The following is a 21,818-nucleotide window of genomic DNA, read 5'->3' on the forward strand; positions in this document are numbered from 1 at the left end:
GTGACGCCGCCAAAGAGACGCACCACCACCGCGATATCCCTCCGGGCCGCCCTCGCCCTGGCCGCCGCCGGCCTCGCGCTGGGCGGCTGGGCGACGGCCGCCGCTCCGGCCGCCCGGGCCGACGATCCGGTCACGCTGTCCCAGCAGGGGCAGATCACCGACCGCGTGGGCGCCCTGGGCGACCGCAAGCCCGAGGTCACCGCCGCGCTGGACAAGCTCTACGCCGACCGGAAGGTCCAGCTGTTCGTCACGTACGTGCGCGACTTCTCCGGCCGGTCCGCGCAGAGCTGGGCCGACGCCACCGCCCAGAAGAACGGCCTCGGCCAGAACGACGTGCTGCTGGCGATCGCCACCGGGGCCCGGCAGTACGCCTATTCGGCCGATGTCGACTCGGGATTCACCGAGGCGCAGCTCGCGGCGGTCGCGCAGACCGCCATCGAGCCGGCCCTCAAGCAGAACGACTGGGCGGGCGCCGCGATCGGCGCCGCCAACGGCTACGACGCGGTCCTGGGCGGGCTGCCCGTGCCGGCGCCGGCCATCGTCCCCGGCGAGGCGGATCCCGGAGGCGCCGCGGCGAGCGGCGAGAGCGGCGCCGGGGACTTCGTCCTCCCGGTGGTCGCGGTCGGCGCGGCCGGCGCTCTCGGGGCGTACGCGTACACCCGCCGCAAGCGCAAGCAGGCGGGCGGCGGCAGCGGCGGCGGCTCGAAGACCACCGGCTGGCCTGGGCAGGGGCCCGCCCCCGTTCCGCTGCCCGAGCTGGACGCCAAGGCCAAGGCCATGCTGGTGGAGACGGACGACGCGATCCGCACCAGCACCGAGGAACTCGGTTTCGCCACCGCCCAGTTCGGCGAGGATGCGGTGGCGGCCTTCACGCAGGCGGTGGAGTTCGGGAAGGGCGAGCTGACGGCCGCCTTCCGGCTGCGCCAGCAGCTCGACGACGCGTACCCGGAGGACGACGCCACCCGCCGCCGGATGCTCGACGAGATCGTGGCCCGCTGTACGGAGGCGAGCCGGCGGCTCGACGCCGAGACCGCGGACTTCGACCGGCTGCGGGACCTGGAGAAGAACGCCCCGCAGGCGCTGGCGACCGTGGAGGCCCACTTCCGGGCGCTGACGGGCCGTACGACCACGGCGGAGGCCACCCTGACGGCGCTCGGCCGCCAGTACGCGGACTCCGCGGCGGCGCCGGTGGCCGCCAACCCCGAACAGGCCAAGGACCGGCTGCTGTTCGCGACGACCAGCCTCGGCGAGGCCCGCGCCGCGATCGACTCCGGCGACAACGGCAAGGCCGCCGTGCACGTCCGGGCGGCCGAGGGCGCCGTGGACCAGGCGGCCACCCTGGTCGACGCGGTGGAGCGGCGCGCGCAGGAGCTGGCGGAGGCGGCCGGGAAGCTGCCGGGCGCACTGGGCGAGACGGACACGGACCTCGCCGACGCGCGCGGGCTGCTGACCGGCACCACCGAGGGCCCGACCGGCGATCTGCGCGGCCGGATCAGCCGGGCGGAGGCCGTGCTGGCCGACGTACGGCAGGAGCAGAGCGCCGGCCGGTACGACCCGATGGACGCGCTGCGCCGCGTGGAGGAGGCCGACGCGGCCCTCGACGAGGCGCTGGCCGGGGCCCGTGAGCGGGAGTCGGGCCGCCAGCGCGCCGCGGCCCTGCTCGACCAGGCCCTGCTGACGGCCCGCAGCGCGATCGGCGCGGCCACGGACTACATCACCACCAGCCGGGGCGCGATCGGCAGCCAGGCCCGCACCCGGCTGGCGGAGGCCCAGCGCCACCTGGAGCGGTCCACGTCCCTGGCGGACTCGGACCCGGCGGGCGCGCTCGCCGAGGCCCAGCAGGCGGACTCGCTGGCGCGCCAGGCGCAGCAGCTGGCCGAGCAGGACGTACGGGGCTACCAGAACCCGTACGGCGGTGGCGGCCGGCAGCAGGGCGGCGGCATGGGCGGCGCGGTGCTCGGCGGGATCATCCTCGGCGAGATCCTGGGCGGCGGCCGGGGCGGAGGCGGCTTCGGCGGCGGCGGGGGCGGAGGCGGAGGCTTCGGCGGCGGCTTCGGCGGGGGCGGCGGACGCGGCCCCGGCTCCTTCGGCGGCGGCGGCACCCGCGGCCGCATGGGCGGCGGCGGCCGCTTCTGACGCACACACCGCTTCCCGGGCCCTCGCGGGCACCCCCTTCCCAGGGAGCTTCCCCTCGTTCCCCCCGACACCTGTCCCCCGCTTCCCCGCTTCCCCGCTTCCCCGTCCGCAAGGAGACACCGCACATGAGCAAGCAGAGCATCCTCGGCCGCGTCACCCAGCTCGCCAAGGCCAACATCAACTCGCTGCTGGACCAGGCGGAGGACCCGCAGAAGATGCTGGACCAGCTCATCCGCGACTACACGAACAACATCTCCGAGGCGGAGCAGGCCGTCGCCACCACCATCGGCAATCTGCGGATGCTGGAGGCCGACCACAAGGAGGACGTGGACGCGGCCGCGGAATGGGGCGGCAAGGCCCTCGCGGCGAGCAAGAAGGCCGACGAGCTGCGGACGTCCGGGTCGGCGGCCGACGCCGACAAGTTCGACAACCTCGCGAAGGTCGCGCTCGGCCGCCAGATGCAGTCGGAGAAGGAGGCGAACACGGCCGCGCCGACGATCGCCGCGCAGACCGAGGTGGTCGACAAGCTGAAGTCGGGCCTGGACTCGATGAAGACCAAGCTGACGGAGCTGACGGCGAAGCGCGACGAGCTGGTCTCGCGGGCCAAGACCGCGCAGGCCCAGAACACGATGATGGACGCGGTCAAGAACATCGACGTGCTCGACCCGACCAGCGACATCGGCCGCTTCGAGGAGAAGGTCCGGCGCGAGGAGGCCATGGCCCTGGGCAAGCAGGAGCTGGCCGCCTCCTCCCTGGACGCGCAGTTCGAGTCCCTGGACGACCTCGGCAAGACCTCGGAGATCGAGGCCCGGCTGGCCGCCCTGAAGGCCGGCAGGGCCGCCTGACCGTCACCCCGTGCGGGCCGCTCCCACCGGGGCGGCCCGCACCCGTGTCCGGCCGGGCCTCACCCGTACATGCTCAGCAGTTGCTCCGCCGACAGTTCCGCCACCGATTCCGCCACCGCGCCCGGGAGCGGGAGTTCGAACCAGACCGTCTTGCCCCGGTGGGTGCGGCGGGTCCCCCACCCCGCGGACAGCAGCCCGACCAGCTGGAGGCCACGGCCGCCCTCGTCGGTGTCCCGCGCCCGGCGCCGGCGGGGCTGGACCAGGTTGGCGTCCCAGACCTCGCAAACCAGGGTCCGGTCCAGCAGGAGGCGCAGCCGGATCTCGCCCTCGCCGTACCGCAGGGCGTTCGTGACGAGCTCGCTCACCAGGAGTTCCGTGGTGTCGAGCAGTCCCTCCAGGCCCCACGCGGGCAGCTTCGCCCGGGCCAGCTCGCGGGCCCGGCCCACCGAGCGGGCCTCGCGCGGGAGCTGCCAGTCGCCGACCGCGTCCACGGGAAGGCCCTGGACCCGGGCCATCAGCAGCGCGATGTCGTCCTCGCCGTGCCGGGTGTGCAGGGTGTTCAGGACGTGGTCGCAGACCTCCTCCAGCGGGCGCGAGGGGTCGGCCAGCGCGTCGCGCAGGCCGCGCAGTCCCTCCTCCAGCGGGTGGGTCCGGGATTCGACCAGGCCGTCGGTGTAGAGCGCGAGCAGTGCGCCCTCCGGGAGTTCGACCTCGACCTCCTCGAAGGGTTCGCCGCCCACGCCCAGCGGCATCCCGGTCGGGATCTCCAGCAGCAGTCCGGGGCGGGGCGCGGTGCCCTCCTCGACCGGTTCCACCAGCACCGGCGGCATGTGGCCGGCGTTGGCGATGGTGCAGCGGCGGGTGACCGGGTCGTAGACGGCGTAGACGCAGGTCGCGAGGTACACCTCGGAGCGGTCGGCGTCGCGCGAGTGCAGTGCGGCCCGGGAGGCCTGCTGGGAGCCGCCGGGCGCGCCGAGGCCACGGGCGATCTCGTCGAGCGCGGTCAGCACCTCCGCCGGCTCCAGGTCCAGCAGCGCGAGGGTCCGTACGGCGGTGCGCAGTTCGCCCATGGCGACGGCGGCCCGCAGTCCGCGGCCCATGACGTCGCCGACGACCAGTGCCGTACGGTGCCCGGGCAGTTCGATGACGTCGAACCAGTCGCCGCCGACCTCGGTGGCGGCGTTGCCCGGCAGGTAGCGGCAGGCGATGTCGAGGCCGGCGGCCTCCGGGTCGCCGGGGGGCAGCAGGCTGCGCTGGAGTATCAGCGCGCGCTCGTGTTCGCGCCGGTAGAGCCGGGCGTTGTCGATGCACACGGCGGCGCGCGCGGCGAGCTCCACGGCGACCGCCCGGTCGCGTTCGCCGAAGGGCTCGCTGCCCTTGGTGCGGGAGAACTGCGCGAGCCCGACCACCGTGTCGTGCGCGACCAGCGGGACGACGAGCGTGGACTGTACGAGGTCCCCGGACTCGGGTCCGCCGCCCTCCACCAGCCGGGGCCGCGCCGTCCGCAGGGCGAAGGCCCCCGGCGAGCCGGCCGGGTAGCGGTGCACCTCCCCTACGGAGACCAGCGCGCCCGGACCCGACAGCGGCGCGTCCGACACGGCCGAGGAGAAGGCCACCCGGCGCAGCGGCGCCGAGGGGGCGCGTCCGGGGCCGTAGCCGGGCAGGCTGGGGACGCCCGGGCCCTGGGGGCGGGCCGGGCGGTCGTCGTCGCCGAGCAGCAGCCCCTGGTAGAGGTCTACCGCGGCCAGGTCGCAGAAGCCCGGGACGGTGACGTCGAGGAGTTCGCGGGCGGTGGTCTCCAGGTCGAGGGAGTTGCCGATGCGGTGTCCGGCCTCGTTCAGCAGGGCCAGGTTGCGCCGGACCCCGGCGGCCTCGCGGGCGGCGAGGTGGCGGCGGGTCACGTCGATGCCGATGCCGGCGACTCCGATGGGGCGGCCGGTACCGCCGTGGACCCGGTAGAGGTTGATGGACCAGTGGCGGTTGTCCCGGCTGCCGGGGGCGGCGCCGGTGATCTGGAGGTCGTTGACCGAGTCGCCGGTTTCCAGGACCCGGCGCAGCGCCTCGGCCATCCGGTCGGCCTCGTGCGCGGGCAGGTAGTCGTGGACGGTGCGGCCGCGGTGCTCCTCGGCGGCGCCGCCGAAGACGGTCGCGAAGCGGCGGTTGGCCCGCTGCACGGTGAGGTCCGTACCGAAGAGCAGGAACCCGAAGGGAGATTGACCGAAAATCGCCTGCGAGGCGGCCAGATCGGATTCGATCCGGCGCAGCGCGCGGACGTCGACCACGACGCAGAGCGCGGCCCGCTCGGCGGTTTCGGTCTGGGTCGGCATCACATAGATCTCGGCCACCCCGTGCGCACCATCGCCGCCGGGGATCCGGAAGGGGATCAGGCCGGTCCATTCCTTGCCGTCGAGGATCTCGGCCACCCGGCGGTGCGCGCCGGCGCGCAGCTCCGGGGGCATGAAGGCGTCGACGGGGTCACGGCCGACGGCCTCGGCCGCGGTCAGCCCGAAGAGTTCCTCGGCGCGCAGACTCCACTGGTCGATCAGCCCGTCGGGCCCGATCGAGAAGGAAGCGACCTTTATGTAGTCATATATCGAGCCAGGCGGGCTGCTGTGCCACAGGGAGTCGCGCCAGGTCTCCCCCGACGCTTCCCCGGGCACACGGGCCTGATGTGCCTGTACAGGTATCTCGCTCACGCGACCGTCCCCTCCAGCTCACCGCAACCGGACCGGCCATGAGCGAAGTATTCAGCACCACGGCGCTCTACGACACGGCCTTCGCGATCACAAAAGGATCCCGTTGTTTTCCGGCCAACCCTTGTGATCGTCGACGGGCCCTCACCTTGTTACTCACCAGGAAGAGCCAATTCGAACCACACGGTCTTGCCCGACTTCCCGTGACGGGTGCCCCAGCGCTGCGCGGAGACGGCCACGAGGTGGAGCCCGCGACCCCCCTCGTCGTCGGGCTCGGCCACGCGTTCGCGGGGTGGATCCGGAAGCGGATCCGAAACCTCCACGAGAAGTGCCGGACCCGAAGGAGCGTCGGCGACGGCCGGATTGCGCCGTACGAGGCGGACTCCGATGGGGCCGGAGGCGTACCGCAGGGAGTTGGTGACCAGCTCGCTGACCAGCAGTACGGTGACGTCGCCGACGGAGTCGAGACCCCAGTCGCGCAGCGTGCCGCGCACCGCGTGGCGGGCGGTGCGGACGGCACCCGGTTCGGCGGGAAAGGCCCATTCGGCGCATTCACCGTCTGTGTCGATCACGCCGATCACTTCCCGGGCCGGCTGGCGACCCCAGTCCGGTTCGACAGGGAGAACAGAGCCTCGCGTACACGTTCAAGATAGGGATTAATAGCGACATACCCGGTATTCGGGGCGTCGTACCACTCGGTCCCCCACGGACCGGCGCACTGTGGCGCAGACGGCCTAGCGCGTGCGCGTCACGCGCCCCCTCGGACGCGGTCCCGGGATTCGGCGCTCAGCCGGCGGCCCGCCTCGGCGACGGCCGGGCGGTCCTGGTCCAGCCAGTCCACCGAGTCCAGCTCCTCGGGCCCCAGCCAGCGCAGCTCGTCGTGGTCCTCCAGCGGGAGCGGATCGCCCGAGAGCAGCCGGGCCGTCCACACGTGCAGGACGAGGCCGGGCTTCAGCGGCCACTCCCCCGGGATCCGCTCCAGCGCCTCGGTCTCCACGCCGAGCTCCTCGCGCAGCTCGCGCACGAGCGCCTCGGGTACGGACTCACCCGGCTCGGCCTTGCCGCCGGGAAGCTCCCAGCGGCCGGCGAGCTCGGGGGGCGCGCTCCGGCGGGCGGCCAGCAGGCGCCCCTCATGACAAAGGGCTCCGCCCACGACCACTCGTACAGTCATGGGACGGAGCCTATGGCAGCGGCGACGGTGCGCCGCACCGCTCAGTTCCTCGTGCCGGTCCGGCCGGCGGTGGTGTCCTGACCGACCTGGCCGAGCCGCTCGATCCAGTAGAGCTGCTTGTGCCCTCTGCTTTCGAGGCTGTCGGCGACCTTCTGGGCCTCGGCCCGGGTGGCGTACCGGCCCACCCGGTAGCGGTTGCCGTTGTCGTCCTCACGTATGACCAGCCACGGGAGCAGGGCACCGCTGTCGTTCATCGCGTTTCACCCTCCGCCGACGTACCTGCCCGGGAAACCGCATTGCGCATATGCCCGAGCCTACGCCCGACCTTTACTCAGCGGATACGGTTTTTCACGAAGAGGTACCTCGCAGGCGTACGCATCCGGCCATGCGTACGAGTGGGCCGTGCGCGCCGGTTCAGACCCCGCGCACGGTCGGCGGCGGGAGGATCACGGCGCCGCCCGGGTTCCCCTTGCGGCAGACGTCCCCGCAGGTGGCGTCGAGAGAACAGCAAAGCGAGCAGATCGCGCCGGAGACGACGGGGCAGTCGGCGATGTCCGGGAGCTCGTACGCGGACTCGCAGACGGAACAGACGTGCGTGGCGGTGACGTCCTCGACGACCACGTCCGGGCCGTTGACCGTGTTCGGCCTGGCCAGGTAGTACTTCCCCTTCGTCGCCCAGGCGATCAACGGGCAGAGGACGAGCGCGAGTCCGGCCGCGATGAAGGTGGAGAAGGCCTCCGCGTATGTCCCGAAAAGGCCGAAGAAGGCGAGGATCGAAACGGTGGAGGCGATCACCATCGAGCCGAATCCGGCCGGATTGACCGAGTAGAGGTAGGCCCGCTTGAACTCGATGTACGGCGGGCTGAGCCCGAGCCGCTTGTTGATCACGAGGTCGGCGGCGACGGCGACGATCCAGGCGATGCCGACGTTGGAGTAGAAGCCCAGCAGCTTGCCGAGCATCGCGAACATGTTCAGCTCCATCAGCGTCAGCGCGATGCCGAGGTTGAGGAAGATGTACCAGACGCGGCCGGGGTGGCGGTGGGTGACGCGGGAGAAGAAGTTCGACCAGGACAGCGAGCCGCTGTAGGCGTTCGTGACGTTGATCTTGATCTGGGACACGATGACGAACAGCGCGGCGACGGGCAGTGCGAGGCCGCCGAGCCAGGGGCGCAGCGCCTCCAGCTGCGGGGCGATCGGCTCCAGCGCGTGGGTCTTGCCGACGGCTTCCAGGGCGACGAAGGCGAGGAAGGCCCCGCCGAGCTGCTTGGCGGCGCCGATGATCACCCAGCCGGGGCCGGCGGCGAGCACGGCGAGGTTCCAGCGGCGGCTGTTGGCCGGGGTCTTGGCGGGCATGAACCGCAGGTAGTCGGCCTGCTCGCCGATCTGCGCGATGAGCGAGAGCGCGATGCCGGTGCCGAATCCGAAGCCGATCCACGAGAACCCGGAGCCGGCTCCCTCCGTCCCGCCGAAGTGCGCGAAGGCGCCCCAGGCGTCGGGGGCCTCGAAGGCGAGCACGAGGAAGGGCAGGACCAGCCCGATCAGCCAGATCGGCTGGGTCCAGGCCTGCACCTTGGCGAGGGCGCCCATGCCCTTGAAGACGATCGGGATGACGATCAGCGTGGTGAGCAGGTACCCGATCTCCACCGGCAGTCCGACGGCCTGGTGCATGGCCTGGGCCATGATCGAGCCTTCGAGCGCGAAGAAGATGAAGGTGAAGGAGGCGTAGATGAGGGACGTGAGGGTGGAGCCGAAGTACCCGAAGCCCGCGCCCCGGGTCACCAGGTCCATGTCCAGGCCGTACTTGGCGCACGCGCGGGCGATGGGGATGCCGGTCAGGAAGATGACGACGGCCGCGGCCAGGATCGCGGCGGCCCCGCTGGTGAAGCCGTAGGCGAAGACGATGGAGGCGCCGATGGCGAAGTCGGCGAGGTAGGCGATGCCGCCGAGGGCGGTGCCGGCGACGGTGCCGGGGCCCCAGCGGCGGAAGGAGTGGGGCGCGTATCTGAGCGAGTAGTCCTCGCGGCTCTCGTCGGCGGCGAGCTTGGCGTAGCTCCGGCGGGGTGGCGCGGGCGCCGGGGCCGGGGCCGGGGCCGGGGTGACGGTATCGGTCATACCGCCGGAAGGTAGGGCCCGCGCGTGACGGCCCCTCACCCTCCGGCGTTGCCCGGGGGTTACACCCCCGGCCTCCGCGTCACGGCGGGGTTACACCCTGCGGACCCCCTGTCCGCTGTCCGGTGCGGCGGGCTCCGCCGATGCGTTCCGGCTCGCCGCCGTTGCGGGGGCCGGCCCCCGCGCCCCCGCTCCTCAAACGCCGGAGGGGCTGGGTTTGCCCTGCGGGCAACTCAACGCGGCCACGCGGAGCCCACTCCGCGAAGCGAGGGCCTGCCCCTGCGGGCGGCATCAGCCAAAATCCAGCCCCTCCGGCGTTTGAGGAGCGGGGGTCCGGGGGCTGGTCCCCGGCAACGGCGCCGCGCCGCCCTCGGTTCACCTCACCGGTAGGTGGTACGCCAGGCGGTAGCGGTCGGCCGGGACGATGACGTCCGCGGTTTCGACGGCGCGGCCGGACGCGAAGTACGTGCGGCCGATCACCAGGACCACGTGCCCCGGCACCCCGCCGAGCTGCATGCTCTCCTCCGCCAGGCCCGGTCGCGCCCCGACCTCCTCGACCACGTTGTCGACGACCACGTCGATCGCCGCCATCCGGTCCACGACCCCCGCGCCGCCGAGCGGTCCCTCCTCCGGCAGCATCACCGGCGTCCGCCCGGTCACGGTCAGCGGCTCCCAGGAGGTCGACAGCATCATCGCCTCGCCCGCGTCGCGGTACACGTACCGCGTCCGCATCACCCGCTCGCCCGGCTCGATGCCGAGCCGTTTCGCGATGTCCGCCGGGGCGGCGGCCTGTTCGCTGCTGGAGTCCCAGGTGCCGCGCGCGCCGGCCTCCGCCTGCTCCTGCCGGAAGGGGGTCGAGACCCCGCCGGTGCGGTAGCCGGAGCGGGCGACGCGCCGCGGGACGGGTTGTTCGCGTACGTACGTGCCGGATCCGGACCGGCCCTCGACCAGGCCCTCCGCCATGAGGACCTTGCGCGCCTCCAGTGCCACCGTGTCGGAGACCCCGTACTCCTCGCGGATCCGGGCCTGCGAAGGGAGCCGGGCGTGCGGAGGCAGGGACCCATCGACGATCTTCCGTCGCAGATCACCGGCGACGCGCAGATAGGCCGGCTGCTCGCCGAAAGTCACAGGCCACTCCCATCAGGTTGACAGACAGCTACACCCTGGCAACCGACGGTTGTCTCCCGCAAGCAAGGGCCAGAGTTTCACCCGAAGTGATGAAGCCTGGTCACTCAAACCCACGCGTCACAGCAGCACCATTCACGCCGACACCCGCTCCACGGACGGACCGCCCGAGGCGTCGCCCTGCGGCTCCTCCAGCCACTCCGGCACCGTCGTCGACAGACCGTACGCCCCGCGCAGCGCCTTCTCCGGCGCCACCGGCAGCTCCGCGAGCGCCCGGTCCCAGGCCTTCATGAAGCCGTCCCCGGTCTTCGCCTCCGCGGCCCGCCGCCACTCCTGCCGCGCCGCCTCCACGCGCTCGCGCTGCACTCCCGCCGGCCCGGCCACCTGCGGCCGCGCCGCCGTCGCCCCGTCGAGCATCCGCGACTCCGCGGCCAGTACCCCGTCCATCTCCCGCGCCCAGGCCCGGTACTCCTCCAGCGCCTCGTCCACCTCCGCGTCGGGCGCGTGGCCCAGGGCCAGATCGGCGGCGTTCATCGCGCGCAGGAAGGCCACCTGGTCCGGTGCCAGCACTCCGGCATCCTTGCGCAGACTGCCCCGATGCTCCTGCTCCGCCGTGCCGATCACGCATACGAGCAGCCGGTCCCCGCCCTCCCACCGCTCGCGCGAGGGCGCGAAGTAGAACATCTCCGCGTACGGGGGCAGCGCCCAGGTGTCCATCGCGTACGCGTCCTGCGCGCGCCAGCAGTCCTCGGCCGACGACTCCTTCAGCTCCTCCTCGCCCGGGAACCGCGTCCCGTCCAGCGCCCGCGCGAAGGTGACCTCGGCGTCGTGGACCCGCGAGCAGGCGATCCGGTACACGAAGGGGTTCTCGTCGAGCAGGTCCCCGCCGGGGACGTTGAAACAGGAGCCGACGGCAAGTTCGCCGAGGTCGGCCAGCTCACCCTCGACGTCCTCGTAGGGCTCGGCCGCGCCCATCGCGCCGGCCCGCGCGAAGAAGGTGTCCGCGGCCCGCGCCGCGCCCAGGACCAGCACGCCGGACATCAGGACCGACACCACCAGACCGAGGACGGCGAGCACCTTGCCCCGCTCGCCCTTCTTCCCGATCTGCACGAGGGCCACGATCCCGAAGACGATCCCGAGGGGCGGGAAGCAGAGCAGCCCCACGAGCAGGGAGGCGAGCGCGAAGCCGTTGAGCGGCGGCGGCCCGTACGCGTACCCCTGCGGGGGCGGGGCGGGCCACTGGTAGGGGGGCTGGGTGCTCACGGGGCTCCAGGAACGGGGCGAACGAATGCGCGAATGGTACGCAGCGGGGACGACCGCCGAAACGGTCGCCCCCGAGGTTCTTCGCGTCACGTCACGTCATGTCACTGCCGCCCGGGCGTCAGAACTGGAGCGCCCAGGAGTCGATCTTTCCGGTGTCGACGTTCGCCAGGTCCGCGACCCGGAGCTTCCACACGCCGTTGGCGACCTCGGCCGAGGCGTTCACGGTGAAGGTCTGGATGATGTTGTCCGCGCTGCCGCCGGTGCGGTTGCGCAGGGTGTAGACGGTGCCGTCGGGGGCGACCAGGTCGACCTTCAGGTCACCGACGTAGGTGTGCTTGATGTCGACCGGCACGCTCAGCGTGGCCGGGGCGTTGCCGGAGATCCCGCTGACGGTGATCGGCGACTCGACGGTGGCGTTGTCGGCGATCGCGTAGTCGGCGAGGTTCTCGAAGCGGGTGCCCGGGTTCGGCGGGGTGGTGGAGGTGCCGATGTTGAGCAGCCGGTTCGGGGAGCCCGTGCCGGGGCTGGTCACCACGTTCGGCGTGGCCGCGTTCACCAGGGCCGTGGAGACCTGGGCCGGGGTGGCGGCGGGGTTGGCCGCGAGGTAGAGGGCGGCGGCGCCGACCACGTGCGGGGTGGCCATCGAGGTGCCGGAGATGGTGTTCGTGGCGGTGTCGCCGGTGCCCCACGAGGAGGTGATGTTGGAGCCCGGGGCGAAGAGGTCCAGGATCGTGCCGTAGTTGGAGTAGCTGGCCTTGGCGTCGGTGTTGGTGGTGGCACCGACGGTGATCGCCTCGGCCACGCGGGCCGGTGACTTGGTGTTGGCGTTGGTGGACTCGTTGCCCGCCGCGACCCCGTAGGTGATGCCGCTGGCTATGGAGTTGCGGACCGCGGTGTCGAGGGCGGAGTCCGCGCCGCCGCCGAGGGACATGTTCGCGACGGCCGGCTTGACGGCGTGCGCCGTCACCCAGTCGATGCCGGCGACGACCTGGGCGGTCGTGCCGGATCCGTTGTTGTCGAGCACGCGCACGCCGACGATCTTCGCCTTCTTGGCCACGCCGTACGTGGTGCCCGCGACGGTGCCGGCGACGTGCGTGCCGTGGCCGTGGCCGTCCTGGGCGGTGTTGTCGTTGTCGATGGCGTCGAAGCCGTCGGAGGCGCGGCCGCCGAGGTCCTGGTGGGTCTTGCGGACGCCCGTGTCGATGATGTACGCCGTCACGCCCTCCCCGGCCTTGTCCGGGTAGGTGTAGCTCTGGTTCAGCGGGAGGGCCGTCTGGTCGATCCGGTCCAGGCCCCAGGACGGCGGGTTCGGCTGGGTGGTGTCGACGGTGAACACCCGGTTCTGCACGACGGACTTGACGGCGGGGTCGGCGGCGAGCTTCCTGGCCTGCGCCTCGGAGACCTCGACGGAGTAGCCGTTGAGGGCGGCGCTGTAGGTCCGGTCGATCCGCGCGCCGTAGCGCTGGGCCACGGCCTTCCCGCTGGCGGCGGTGGAGCGCGCCGCGGAGTCGTTCAGGGTCACGATGTAGCTGCCGGAGACGGTGCCTTCGGCGCCGGCGTTCTCGATGACGCCCTGCGGGGCGCTCGGGGCCGCCGAGGCGGGTAAGGCGAGGGTGGCTCCGAGGGCGAGGGCCAGTGTGGCGGTCGCTCCGATGCCGGCGATCCTCCGGCGGGTGTGACGCGTCGCGGACATGTGAGGGTCCTCCTCATAGGTGGTGCGCTGCGGGGGGTGCGCGGCCGGTGGGCGCTGCCGTCAGGGCATGTTTTTAGGCATGCCCATGTCAACCAATTCGGCCCAACGATGCGCCGCTGACGAAAGGTTGACCCACGGAGTCGCTCCACCACAAGAGGACAACGAACGCGTAACATCCGTGCCATACCTCAGCCATGAACGAGCAAAGGCTCACCGCACATGACGCACGCACTACCCGGCTACGTCTGCGCCGAAGACGCCACCCGCGCCGACGCGCGGACGGCCCCCTGGTGCTGCCCGGTGTGCGGCGGACCGTGGGACCTCGACTTCGTCCCCGACCCGGACGCCGTGCTGGATCCCGCGGCCGGACCCCACTCGCTCTGGCGCTACGGCCCCGCGCTGCCGCTCACCGGGGCGTTCGCGGTCACGCTGGCGGAGGGGAACACCCCGCTGGTGCCGCTGTCGGAGCGGGTGCACGCCAAGCTCGACTTCCTGATGCCCACGCTGTCCTTCAAGGACCGCGGCGCGGTGATGCTCGCGGAGGTCGCGCGCCGGCTGGGACCGGAGCGGGTGGTGGCCGACAGCAGCGGCAACGCCGGGACCGCCTTCGCCGCCTACTGCGCACGCGCCGGGCTGAGCTGCGAGGTCTTCGTGCCGGAGGGCACCTCGGCGAAGAAGACGGAGCAGATGCGCGCGCACGGCGCGACGGTGACGGTGGTGCCGGGCGGACGCGAGGCGGCGGCGGTGGCGGCCCGCGAGGCGGCGGACCTGCCGGGGGTGTTCTACGCCAGCCACGTCTTCAACCCGTACTTCCTGCACGGCACCAAGACGTACGTCTACGAGATCTGGGAGGCGCTGGGCGGCCATCTCCCGGAGGTGGTCGTCGTCCCGGTCGGCAACGGCACGCTGCTGCTCGGGGCAGCGCTGGCGGTGGAGGAGCTGGCCCGCCGCGGGGTCCGCCCGCCGACGCTGATCGCCGTCCAGTCGGCGGCCGTCGCCCCGCTGGCCTCCGCCTTCCGCGCGGGCGCCGAGGACGCCGAGGCCGTACCCCAACTCCCCACCCTGGCCGAGGGGATCGCGATCCCGGCTCCGCCGCGGGCCCGCCAGATCCTGGCGGCCGTCCGGAAGTCGGGCGGCACCTTCCTGACCGTCACCGACGACCGCGTCCGTGCGGCCCAGCTCGACCTGGCCCGGCGCGGGCTCTTCGTGGAACCCACGGCCGCCGCCTGCTGGGCCGCGGTCGGGCCCACCGCCCCCGAGGACCCCCTCCAGGGCCGCACCGCCGTGGTCCCGCTCTGCGGGGCGGGCGCCAAGACGGGCCTGGCGGCGCCGGCGGGCTGACGGGGCCGGCGTCCGGCTGACCGCCCGACGGCCTCCCGGCCGGAGCGCCCCGCTCCGGGGGACCCCATGATGGGTGCAGGGGCCAACGACATAGGCTCCGCGTCATGCGCACCCCATCGGCCCGTGTCTGGTTCGCCCTCACCCTCGTCTACGTCGTCTGGGGCTCGACCTACCTCGGCATCCGCATCGTCGTCGAGACCATGCCCCCGTTCCTCTCCGCCGGGGCCCGCTTCATCACCGCCGGCCTCCTCCTGGCCGGCCTCGTCGCCTGGCGCGACGGACCGGCCGCCCTCAAGGCCACCGGCGCGCAGGTGCGTTCCGCCGTGCTGGTCGGGCTGCTGCTGGTGCTCGGCGGCAACGGCCTCGTCGTCCTCGCCGAGACCTCGATCCCCTCCGGGCTGGCCGCCCTCCTGGTGGCCGCCGTCCCGATGTGGCTGGTCGTCCTGCGCGCCGGCTCCGGAGACCGCCCCTCGCCCCGCACCGTGGCCGGGGTGCTGCTGGGGCTCGGCGGGCTCGCCGTCCTGACCAGCCCGGGGCTCGGCGGGCAGATCGCGCTCGGCGGGGTGCTCCTGGTGCTGGCCGGCTCGGTGTGCTGGTCGCTCGGCTCCTTCTCCGGCTCGAAGCTGACCCTGCCGGCGAACCCCTTCACCGGCAGCGCGTACCAGATGCTCGCGGGCGGGACCGGCGGGATCCTCGTCGGCCTGTGCCGCGGCGAACAGCATGGGCTGGACCTCACCTCGTACTCCACCAGGTCCTGGCTGGCCCTCGGCTACCTCGTGCTGTTCGGCTCGCTCGTCGGCTTCACCGCGTACGTGTGGCTGCTGCGCGCGGCTCCGCTCTCGCTGGTGGCCACGTACGCCTACGTGAATCCGGTCGTGGCCGTCGCGCTCGGCTGGCTCATCCTCGACGAGGCCCTGACCTGGCCGCTCCTGCTCGGCGGCGTGATCGTCGTGGCGGCGGTGTGCGTGATCGTGAGCACCGAGCGCCGCCCCGACCCGAAGGACACGCCTTAGGGCGTGTCCATGGTCCGCCGTCGGGGCGCGGACGCTCATCGCGCGTCGAACGCCGCCCGCAACCCGTCCGCCGTGGGAGCGATGACCAGCGCGGTCTCCTGGAGGTCCGCGGAAAGATGGCCGCGATCCTCCTCGTGGAAAATCAGCGCGCCACCGCTCTGGGGGACGATCGAGGCTCCGAGAGCCGCCGCCAGCCGGGCGAGCACACCGAGCATCGCGCCACAGGCGAAGTGCGTCGCCGTCACGCACACCATCCCGGCCTCGTTCTGGGACTCGTGGTAGAGGTCCGCCTCGCCCCCGTCCTCCGCGCGGACCTGGGAGAAGCCCTCCTCCGGACCGCCCGCCACCACATACGGTTCCGTCACCTGTCGGAACCGTTCGGCGTCCAGGGCGACGACCTCGCCGTCCACGAACCGGACCAGGAAGATGCTGTAACTCACGGGCCCACTCTGCCATCGCCGTGATCCGCCGGACACGCCCTAGCGGGCGGGCTTCGCCGCCCGCTCGTAGAGGGCCTTGGCCCGGTCGTCGAACAGGGCGGCCGTGGAGTCCACGTCGGTGTCCCCGCCGCTCAGCACCCCGATGAGCTGCCCCGGCCGTCCCGGTCCGCCCCGGTCGGCGATCCACGGGCTGCCGCTCGTCCCCGTCCAGAACCCGGAGCAGTTGATGTAGAGCATGGCGGGGTCGTCCTCGTCGTGCCGGCTCTGCGTCGTACAGGCGACGGGCTTGTTCTCGGGGTTGTGCTCGGACTCCGGATAGCCGACGACGGTCACCTCGCGTTCGTAGCCGGAGGTCCAGACGGGCTTGGGGGCCTCCCCGCGTCCGACGACCTCTTGCAGGCTGCGCCCGTCCGCGTCCGGTTCGACGCTGAGGAAGGCGAAGTCGGCGGTGTCCTCGCCCCACTTCGTCCAGCGCTCGTCGACCTGGACGGAGCGCACCTTCCACACGCCGAGCGGCTGCTTCCCGGAGCCCTCCCCGGTGAAGGCGGGGGCGAAGGCGAGCTCGCCGATGGCGAGCCCGTCGTGCGCGGCCTCGCCCGGCCGCCCGTCCTCGCCGGCGGGGGCCACGCAGTGCGCGGCGGTGGCGACGACGTTGCCCCGCGGGCTGTCGACGACGCTGGCCGTGCACCAGTGCTCGCCGCCCGCCATGAGGACGCCGACGGTGGGGAAGGCGAGGGCGCCGTGGTCCTCGTAGCCGCCGGGGTTCCTGAGGAACACCGCGGCGAGCAGCCCGGCGGCCCCCACGAGGGCGGCCGAGCCGATCCCGATCCCCTTGAGGCGGTGGCTCACCGCGGGGCGGCGGCGCCGCTCGCGCCGCCGCTCGGGGCCGGCCGGGGCTTCGGGGTGGGTGCGGACATCACCTTGCTGATCCACTCCAGTGCGCCCTCCCTCATCCCGCGGACGTAGGACTTCCCGTTGTGCTGACCATCCTGGATCACCTGCAGGGTGGTGTGCACGGGACCCTTGCCGTACTCCTTGATGAACTGCTCGGCCTTCTCACGGCCGGATTCCGCGGTGCCGATCTGGAAGTTGATGTAGACGTCCGGGCCGCCCGCGGCGATCAGCTTCGCGGCGAGCTTCTCGGGGTTGTCCGCGTCCATGGCCTGCTTGTTCCCCTTCCACAGCGGGGAATCGGGGACGATGTCGACCCCGCTCGCGATGGCCGCCTTGAAGCGGTCGGGGTGCTTCAGGACGTGCTTGAAGGCACCGAATCCGCCCGCCGAGGAGCCCATGAAGGCCCAGCCGTCGCGGGAGGTGAAGGTACGGAAATTGGCCTTCGTGAAATCCGGGACGTCTTCGACCATCCAGGTACCCATCTTGGGCTCTCCGGGGATGTCCGAGGCGTCGAAGTGGTGCTTGGTGTCGGCGTTGTGCACCGGCATGACCAGGATGAAGGGCAGGCTCTTGCCGGACTTCGCCCCGTCGCTCACGGCCTGCTGGAGGCCGAGGCCGGGGCCCGTGCCCCAGTAGTTCGTGGGGTAGCCGCGGCCGCCGGGCAGGGAGATCAGGACCGGGAAGGCGCTGTCGGCGTACGCCGGGTCGTCGTACTCCTTCGGCACCCACACCCATACGTCACCGGTGAACCCGGACTTCTTGCCCCTCAGGGTGGTCTTGGCGATCTGGGTGCCGTCGGGCAGCCGGGAGGTCCGGACGAACGAGGCCTTCGGCCCGGTCGGCATCCGCACCCCCGGCGCGGCCCCGGTGTCGGAGGCGGCGGAGGCGGCGGAGTCCGCGGAAGGGGGCTTCCCGAAGGAGACGGGATCGCCTATGTCGGAGAAGAGCCCGAACTGGTACGCGCCCCCGCCGCCCGCCAGCAGGGCGAGCCCGAGGCCCCCGCCGATCAGGATCCGGCGGAGCCGGCGCCGGGGGCGTCGGGCCGCGGTCGCGGGGACGCCATCGGTCGCGGAGGTCGCGGGGGCGCCTTCGGTCGTGACAGGGGCGTCCCCGGTGGTGGCGGCCCTGTCACCCTGCAGGTCTTGGTGCACGGATCGTTCCCGTTCCTTCTCCGGCGCCCCCTGGGAGCGCGGGCTGGACCGATTGGTCCCCCCTTACATCCTTAACAGAGGTATGAACGACCGGATGGGTTGCCCGGGACGGGTGGACGTGGCGAGGGCCACGCCGGTCAGCCCGTTTCGGGCTTCGGACCCTTGAGGACCTTGCTGACCCATTCCAGTGAGCCTTCCTTCATGCCGCGCACGTAGTGCCAGCCGTTGTGCTCGCCGTTCTGGATGTCCCGGATGGTCACCTTGACCGGACCCTTGCCGTACTTCTGCCGGAACCGCGCCATGCCCTCCTTGCCGGTCTCCCGGGTCCCGACCTGGAAGTTGATGTAGACCTCGGGACCGCCCGTGTCGATCAGCTTCTGGGCGAGCTTCTCGGGGTTGTTCGCGTCCATCTCCGCCTGGTGGCCCTTCCAGAACGGGGAGTCGGGGAGGATCTCGCCGCCGCTGGCGATCACGGCCTTGAACCGGTCCGGGTGCTGGAGCACCTGCTTCATGCCGACGAAGGCGCCGGAGGAGGAACCCATGAAGGCCCAGCCGTCGCGGGACTTGTACGTACGGAAGTTGGCGCGGGTGAAGTCCGGGACGTCCTCGGCGATCCAGGTGCCCATCTTGGGCTTCCCGGGGATGTCGGAGCCGTCGTAGTAGTACTTCGCGTCCGGGTTGAGCACCGGCATGATCACGATGAACGGCAGGCTGGTGCCGGCCTTGACGCCCTCGCCGATGGCCTTCTGGAGGCCGAGGCTGCGGTCGGCCCAGTAGTTGTCCGGGAAGCCGTTGCCGCCGGGGAGGGCGATGAGCACCGGGAAGCCGCTCTTGGCGTACTTCGGGTCGCCGTACTCCTTCGGCGTCCACACCCAGACGTCGCCCTCGAAACCGGACTTGGCGCCCTTGAGGCGGGTCTTGGCGATGACCGTGCCGTCGTCCAGCTTGGCGGTCTGCTTGAAGGCGGCGACCGGGCCGGTCGCCGGCTGTACGTCCGGATCGCCGGTCGGGGCGGACGGGCTCGCGGGGGTCTGCCCCGGGGTCCCGCGCTCCGCGCCCGGGCCGGCGGGGGGTGAGGGCTGCCCGAAGCTCACCGAGGAGCCGTTGCCGGAGAACCAGTCCAGCTTCCAGGCGGCGAAGCCACCGCCGCCGACGAGGAGCACGAGGGCGAGGCCCGCGCTCGTCCACAGCACGCGGCGGGAGCGGGGGCGGCCGCCGGCGCGGCGCGAGCGTCGCGGGGGCTCCTGGGAAACGGGGCCGCCGGGGGGCCCGGGTATGTGCGGGGGGACGTACGCGTCGTCGCGGTGTGCCGGGTCGCCCTCGGATTGGCGCGGCGGGTACGGCGGGTGCGACTGGTACGGCGGGTGCGACTGGTCAGGCAGGTGCGACTGGTCAGGCAGGTGCGACTGGTCAGGCTGGTCATCGGGCCGCGGGCGCTGCGGGTCCTGGTGCACGAACTTCGCTCCGAACGGTCATGACTGCCCCCCGGTGGGACAGAAGGGACTGGGCTCCCCTAGTCCTGATGTGTGAATCCCCCGGAAAGTTCCAAATCAGCGCAAAATCATGATCCGCATCCGGGACACATCACCGCAGCCCGTCGAGGACCGCCGCGCACCGCCCGAGCAGGCCGATCAGCAGCTCCCGCTCCTCGCCGCTGAACTCGGCGGCGAGCGCCCGCTCCACCGCCACCGCCCCGGCGTCGGCCACCTCCATCACGGAGCGCCCCTCGTCGGTGAGCCGGGTCTCCAGGACGTTGCGGTGCAGCTCGTGCGGGGTCCGCTCGACGAGGCCGCGCTCCGAGAGGTTCTTCAGCACGGTGTTCATCGTCGGCGGCGTCACCCCGCACAGGCGCGCGAGCGAGGCGGCGGAGATCCCGGGCTTCTCGGCGAGCCAGAGCAGGGCGGCGTACTGCGGAACCGTTACTGCGGCCGGCTTCAGCGCCGCGTGCTTGGCCCCGACGAGCGCCTGCTCGGCGCGCTTGATGTGGGAGCCGAGGCGCTGCTCGACGGGCATCGAAGTCATCCCCGCATCATAAAGCCCTTGCATGCATTAGAGCTCTAACTTACATTCGTGCTCATCCAGAGAGAAGAGGACGTCTGATGATGATGCCTGCGAAGAAGTTCCTGCCCGCCGCGCTGCTGACCCTGACCGCCGCCCTGACCCTCGGCGCGGCCCCGGCCGAGGGAGCCCGTACGGACGCTTCCCCGGCCATCTCCACCGCCTTCGCCCTGCCCGGCGAGAAGGTCTTCCCGGAGGGCATAGCCGCCGACCCCCGCACCGGCACGGTCTACGTCGGCTCCTATACGAGCGGCACCATCTACCGGGCCCGCTCCGGCGAGCGCGCGGCGCGGGTCTTCCTGCCCGCGGGCACCGACGGCCGCCACACCGCGAACGGACTGCGGGTGGACGGGCACGGCCGGCTCTGGGTGACCGACTCCACCGCGGGCGTCTCGGTCTACGACACCCGCTCGGGGGCCCGGCTGGCCCACTTCGAGATACCCGGGAGCGCGCCGCGCTTCCTCAACGACCTCGCCGTCACCCCGGACGGCACCGCCTACCTCACCGACAGCGTCCGCGCGGTGGTCTACCGGGTCGCCCCGGAGCAGCTCGCCGCCGGATCCGGCCCGCTGCTGCCCGCGTACGACCTGAGCGGGCGGCTCACCCCGTCCCCGGCGGGCAGCTTCAGCCTCAACGGCATCACGGCCGACCCGGCCGGGCGGTTCCTGCTCACCGTCGATATGACCGCAGGGGACCTGTACCGCATCGACCCGGCCTCCGGCGCGGTGTCCCGCGTGGCCCTGACCGGCGGGGATCTGAAGACCGCCGACGGGCTCGACCTCGCCCCCGGCGGGGTCCTGCGCGCGGCCCAGAACACCCGCAACACCCTGAGCCGCTGGCAGGTGTCGGCCGACGGCACCCGGGCCCGCCTGGTCCGCACCGTCACGGACCCCTCGCTCCAGATCCCGACCACGCTGGCCCGGGTCCCGGGGCGGACGCTGGTGGTGCGGTCCCAGTTCGACAGGGACGGCGGGGTGCTGCTGCCCTCCACCGGCGCGCCGACCGTCTTCACGGTCGCCTCGGTCCGCGGCTTCTGATCCGCGGCCGGGGGGCGGGGTCCGCGGGTCCGCGGTCCGTGGACCCGCGGGATCCGTCAGCCCCGCAGGTAGGCCAGGACGGCGAGGACGCGGCGGTGGGACTCCTGCGCCGGGGCAGGTCGAGCTTCATCAGGATGTTCCCGATGTGCTGGCCCACCGCCGCCTCCGAGACGGTGAGGCGGCGGGAGGCGACGGGACGGCCGTCGGGTATCTGCTCAAGGACCGCGTCGGGCGCGTTCGCCGTGCTGACCCTGCTCGCCGTGTCCGGGGCGCTGCTCGCCGTCGTCCTCGACCTCGTGCGTGCCTGCCGGCGCCACGGGCTCCCGCTGATCGCCGTACGTCCGGAGACCTCCTTCGCCGCGGTCACCGAGCACGTCCTGCGCCGGCTGCACCGCCGGGACCCCGGCAGCCTCGCCGGCCTGACCGCCCTGGTCGAACGCCACCGGCGGCTGCTCGCCGACCGGGCCGCACCGGACTCCGTACTGGAGCTCCTGCGCCGCACGCTCGGCCTCGACGTGCGCGTCCTGTCCGCGACGGACGCCAGATCGCCGGAGCCAGGCCGCCGCTGCGCGCCACGACCGCTTCCGCACTGGCCGCCCGCTACCTCGCCGCCCGCCGGGCGCGCGAGAGGGCCCCCCATCACGTCACGGTCGGCGGCCGCCCCTACTCCCTCGTCCCGGGAGCGGCGCCCCGGGCCGCCGAACTGGGCGACTGGCTGCTCGTCGTCGAGGCCGACACCTCGCTGTGGCCGGCCCCCGACCGGGAGCTGATCGACCGCACCGTCGAGCTGGTCGCCGACGCCCGCGCCGCCCACGAGCGGACGAAGACGGCGCGCAACGACCTGGCCGA

At 72.7% G+C, this 21,818-nt stretch carries 19 protein-coding genes and 1 pseudogene; 6 read left to right on the top strand and 14 right to left on the bottom strand.

Annotated features, from left to right (window positions below; translation table 11 throughout):
- Positions 1–2,136 carry a TPM domain-containing protein gene (locus OG730_RS15400; RefSeq protein WP_442814928.1) on the top strand — a complete coding sequence of 712 codons (2,136 nt, stop codon included), beginning with the start codon at positions 1–3 and terminating at the stop codon, positions 2,134–2,136.
- Positions 2,137–2,261: 125 nt separating this feature from the next.
- A complete protein-coding gene (locus tag OG730_RS15405; RefSeq protein WP_327304781.1) occupies positions 2,262–2,981 on the top strand; it encodes a PspA/IM30 family protein in 720 nt (239 codons plus the stop codon).
- Positions 2,982–3,040: 59 nt separating this feature from the next.
- Here OG730_RS15405 and OG730_RS15410 read toward each other — a convergent pair whose 3' ends face one another.
- The 8 genes from OG730_RS15410 to OG730_RS15445 all read right to left on the bottom strand — a co-directional run bounded on the left by OG730_RS15410 (position 3,041) and on the right by OG730_RS15445 (position 13,035).
- Positions 3,041–5,602, bottom strand: coding sequence for a SpoIIE family protein phosphatase (locus OG730_RS15410; protein ID WP_327309276.1), 2,562 nt, complete (start codon positions 5,600–5,602; stop codon positions 3,041–3,043).
- 224 nt (positions 5,603–5,826) lie between these two features.
- Positions 5,827–6,255 (bottom strand): ATP-binding protein, encoded by a 429-nt coding sequence (locus tag OG730_RS15415; protein ID WP_327304782.1) that lies wholly within the window; start codon positions 6,253–6,255, stop codon positions 5,827–5,829.
- Positions 6,256–6,422: 167 nt separating this feature from the next.
- Positions 6,423–6,845, bottom strand: a complete 423-nt coding sequence (locus tag OG730_RS15420) for a (deoxy)nucleoside triphosphate pyrophosphohydrolase (RefSeq protein WP_327304783.1) — start codon at positions 6,843–6,845, stop codon at positions 6,423–6,425.
- A gap of 41 nt (positions 6,846–6,886) precedes the next feature.
- A complete protein-coding gene (locus OG730_RS15425) occupies positions 6,887–7,099 on the bottom strand; it encodes an SPOR domain-containing protein (protein WP_327304784.1) in 213 nt (70 codons plus the stop codon).
- A gap of 160 nt (positions 7,100–7,259) precedes the next feature.
- Positions 7,260–8,957 carry a purine-cytosine permease family protein gene (locus tag OG730_RS15430; RefSeq protein ID WP_327304785.1) on the bottom strand — a complete coding sequence of 566 codons (1,698 nt, stop codon included), beginning with the start codon at positions 8,955–8,957 and terminating at the stop codon, positions 7,260–7,262.
- A gap of 372 nt (positions 8,958–9,329) precedes the next feature.
- Entirely contained in the window at positions 9,330–10,082 is a 753-nt protein-coding gene (locus OG730_RS15435; RefSeq protein WP_327304786.1) for a GntR family transcriptional regulator, read from the bottom strand.
- Between the two features lie 132 nt (positions 10,083–10,214).
- Positions 10,215–11,342, bottom strand: a complete 1,128-nt coding sequence (locus OG730_RS15440) for a DUF4190 domain-containing protein (RefSeq protein ID WP_327304787.1) — start codon at positions 11,340–11,342, stop codon at positions 10,215–10,217.
- A gap of 118 nt (positions 11,343–11,460) precedes the next feature.
- Positions 11,461–13,035 carry a S8 family peptidase gene (locus OG730_RS15445; protein ID WP_327304788.1) on the bottom strand — a complete coding sequence of 525 codons (1,575 nt, stop codon included), beginning with the start codon at positions 13,033–13,035 and terminating at the stop codon, positions 11,461–11,463.
- Positions 13,036–13,254: 219 nt separating this feature from the next.
- Here OG730_RS15445 and OG730_RS15450 point away from each other — a divergent pair, with 219 nt between their 5' ends.
- Both OG730_RS15450 and OG730_RS15455 read left to right on the top strand, forming a co-directional pair.
- Entirely contained in the window at positions 13,255–14,376 is a 1,122-nt protein-coding gene (locus OG730_RS15450; RefSeq protein ID WP_327304789.1) for a threonine synthase, read from the top strand.
- 104 nt (positions 14,377–14,480) lie between these two features.
- A complete protein-coding gene (locus OG730_RS15455) occupies positions 14,481–15,389 on the top strand; it encodes an EamA family transporter (RefSeq protein WP_327304790.1) in 909 nt (302 codons plus the stop codon).
- A gap of 35 nt (positions 15,390–15,424) precedes the next feature.
- On the opposite strand, the gene OG730_RS15460 is transcribed toward OG730_RS15455, so the two are convergent.
- The 5 genes from OG730_RS15460 to OG730_RS15480 all read right to left on the bottom strand — a co-directional run bounded on the left by OG730_RS15460 (position 15,425) and on the right by OG730_RS15480 (position 19,896).
- Positions 15,425–15,829 carry a hypothetical protein gene (locus OG730_RS15460; RefSeq protein WP_327304791.1) on the bottom strand — a complete coding sequence of 135 codons (405 nt, stop codon included), beginning with the start codon at positions 15,827–15,829 and terminating at the stop codon, positions 15,425–15,427.
- 39 nt (positions 15,830–15,868) lie between these two features.
- Entirely contained in the window at positions 15,869–16,762 is an 894-nt protein-coding gene (locus tag OG730_RS15465) for a trypsin-like serine peptidase (RefSeq protein WP_327304792.1), read from the bottom strand.
- The gene (locus OG730_RS15470; protein WP_442815195.1) at positions 16,675–17,730 is read right to left on the bottom strand and encodes an alpha/beta hydrolase; all 1,056 of its coding nucleotides are present in this window, start codon (positions 17,728–17,730) and stop codon (positions 16,675–16,677) included. The genes OG730_RS15465 and OG730_RS15470 overlap by 88 nt, the downstream gene beginning before the upstream one ends.
- Before the next feature lie 281 nt (positions 17,731–18,011).
- On the bottom strand, positions 18,012–19,328 hold the full coding sequence (locus OG730_RS15475) for an alpha/beta hydrolase (RefSeq protein ID WP_327304793.1): 1,317 nt from the start codon (positions 19,326–19,328) through the stop codon (positions 18,012–18,014).
- Between the two features lie 130 nt (positions 19,329–19,458).
- Positions 19,459–19,896 carry a MarR family winged helix-turn-helix transcriptional regulator gene (locus OG730_RS15480; protein WP_327304794.1) on the bottom strand — a complete coding sequence of 146 codons (438 nt, stop codon included), beginning with the start codon at positions 19,894–19,896 and terminating at the stop codon, positions 19,459–19,461.
- A gap of 77 nt (positions 19,897–19,973) precedes the next feature.
- Here OG730_RS15480 and OG730_RS15485 point away from each other — a divergent pair, with 77 nt between their 5' ends.
- Positions 19,974–20,969 carry an SMP-30/gluconolactonase/LRE family protein gene (locus OG730_RS15485; RefSeq protein ID WP_327304795.1) on the top strand — a complete coding sequence of 332 codons (996 nt, stop codon included), beginning with the start codon at positions 19,974–19,976 and terminating at the stop codon, positions 20,967–20,969.
- A gap of 56 nt (positions 20,970–21,025) precedes the next feature.
- Here OG730_RS15485 and OG730_RS15490 read toward each other — a convergent pair.
- Positions 21,026–21,156 (bottom strand): annotated as a pseudogene (locus OG730_RS15490) (DNA-binding response regulator); the annotation flags it as partial.
- Between OG730_RS15490 and OG730_RS15495 the strand changes: the two are divergent.
- Entirely contained in the window at positions 21,113–21,739 is a 627-nt protein-coding gene (locus tag OG730_RS15495) for a hypothetical protein (RefSeq protein ID WP_327309628.1), read from the top strand. The pseudogene OG730_RS15490 and the gene OG730_RS15495 sit on opposite strands and share 44 nt — an antisense overlap.
- Positions 21,740–21,818 lie beyond the last annotated feature (79 nt).

Source organism: Streptomyces sp. NBC_01298, assembly GCF_035978755.1.
Lineage (GTDB): Bacteria > Actinomycetota > Actinomycetes > Streptomycetales > Streptomycetaceae > Streptomyces.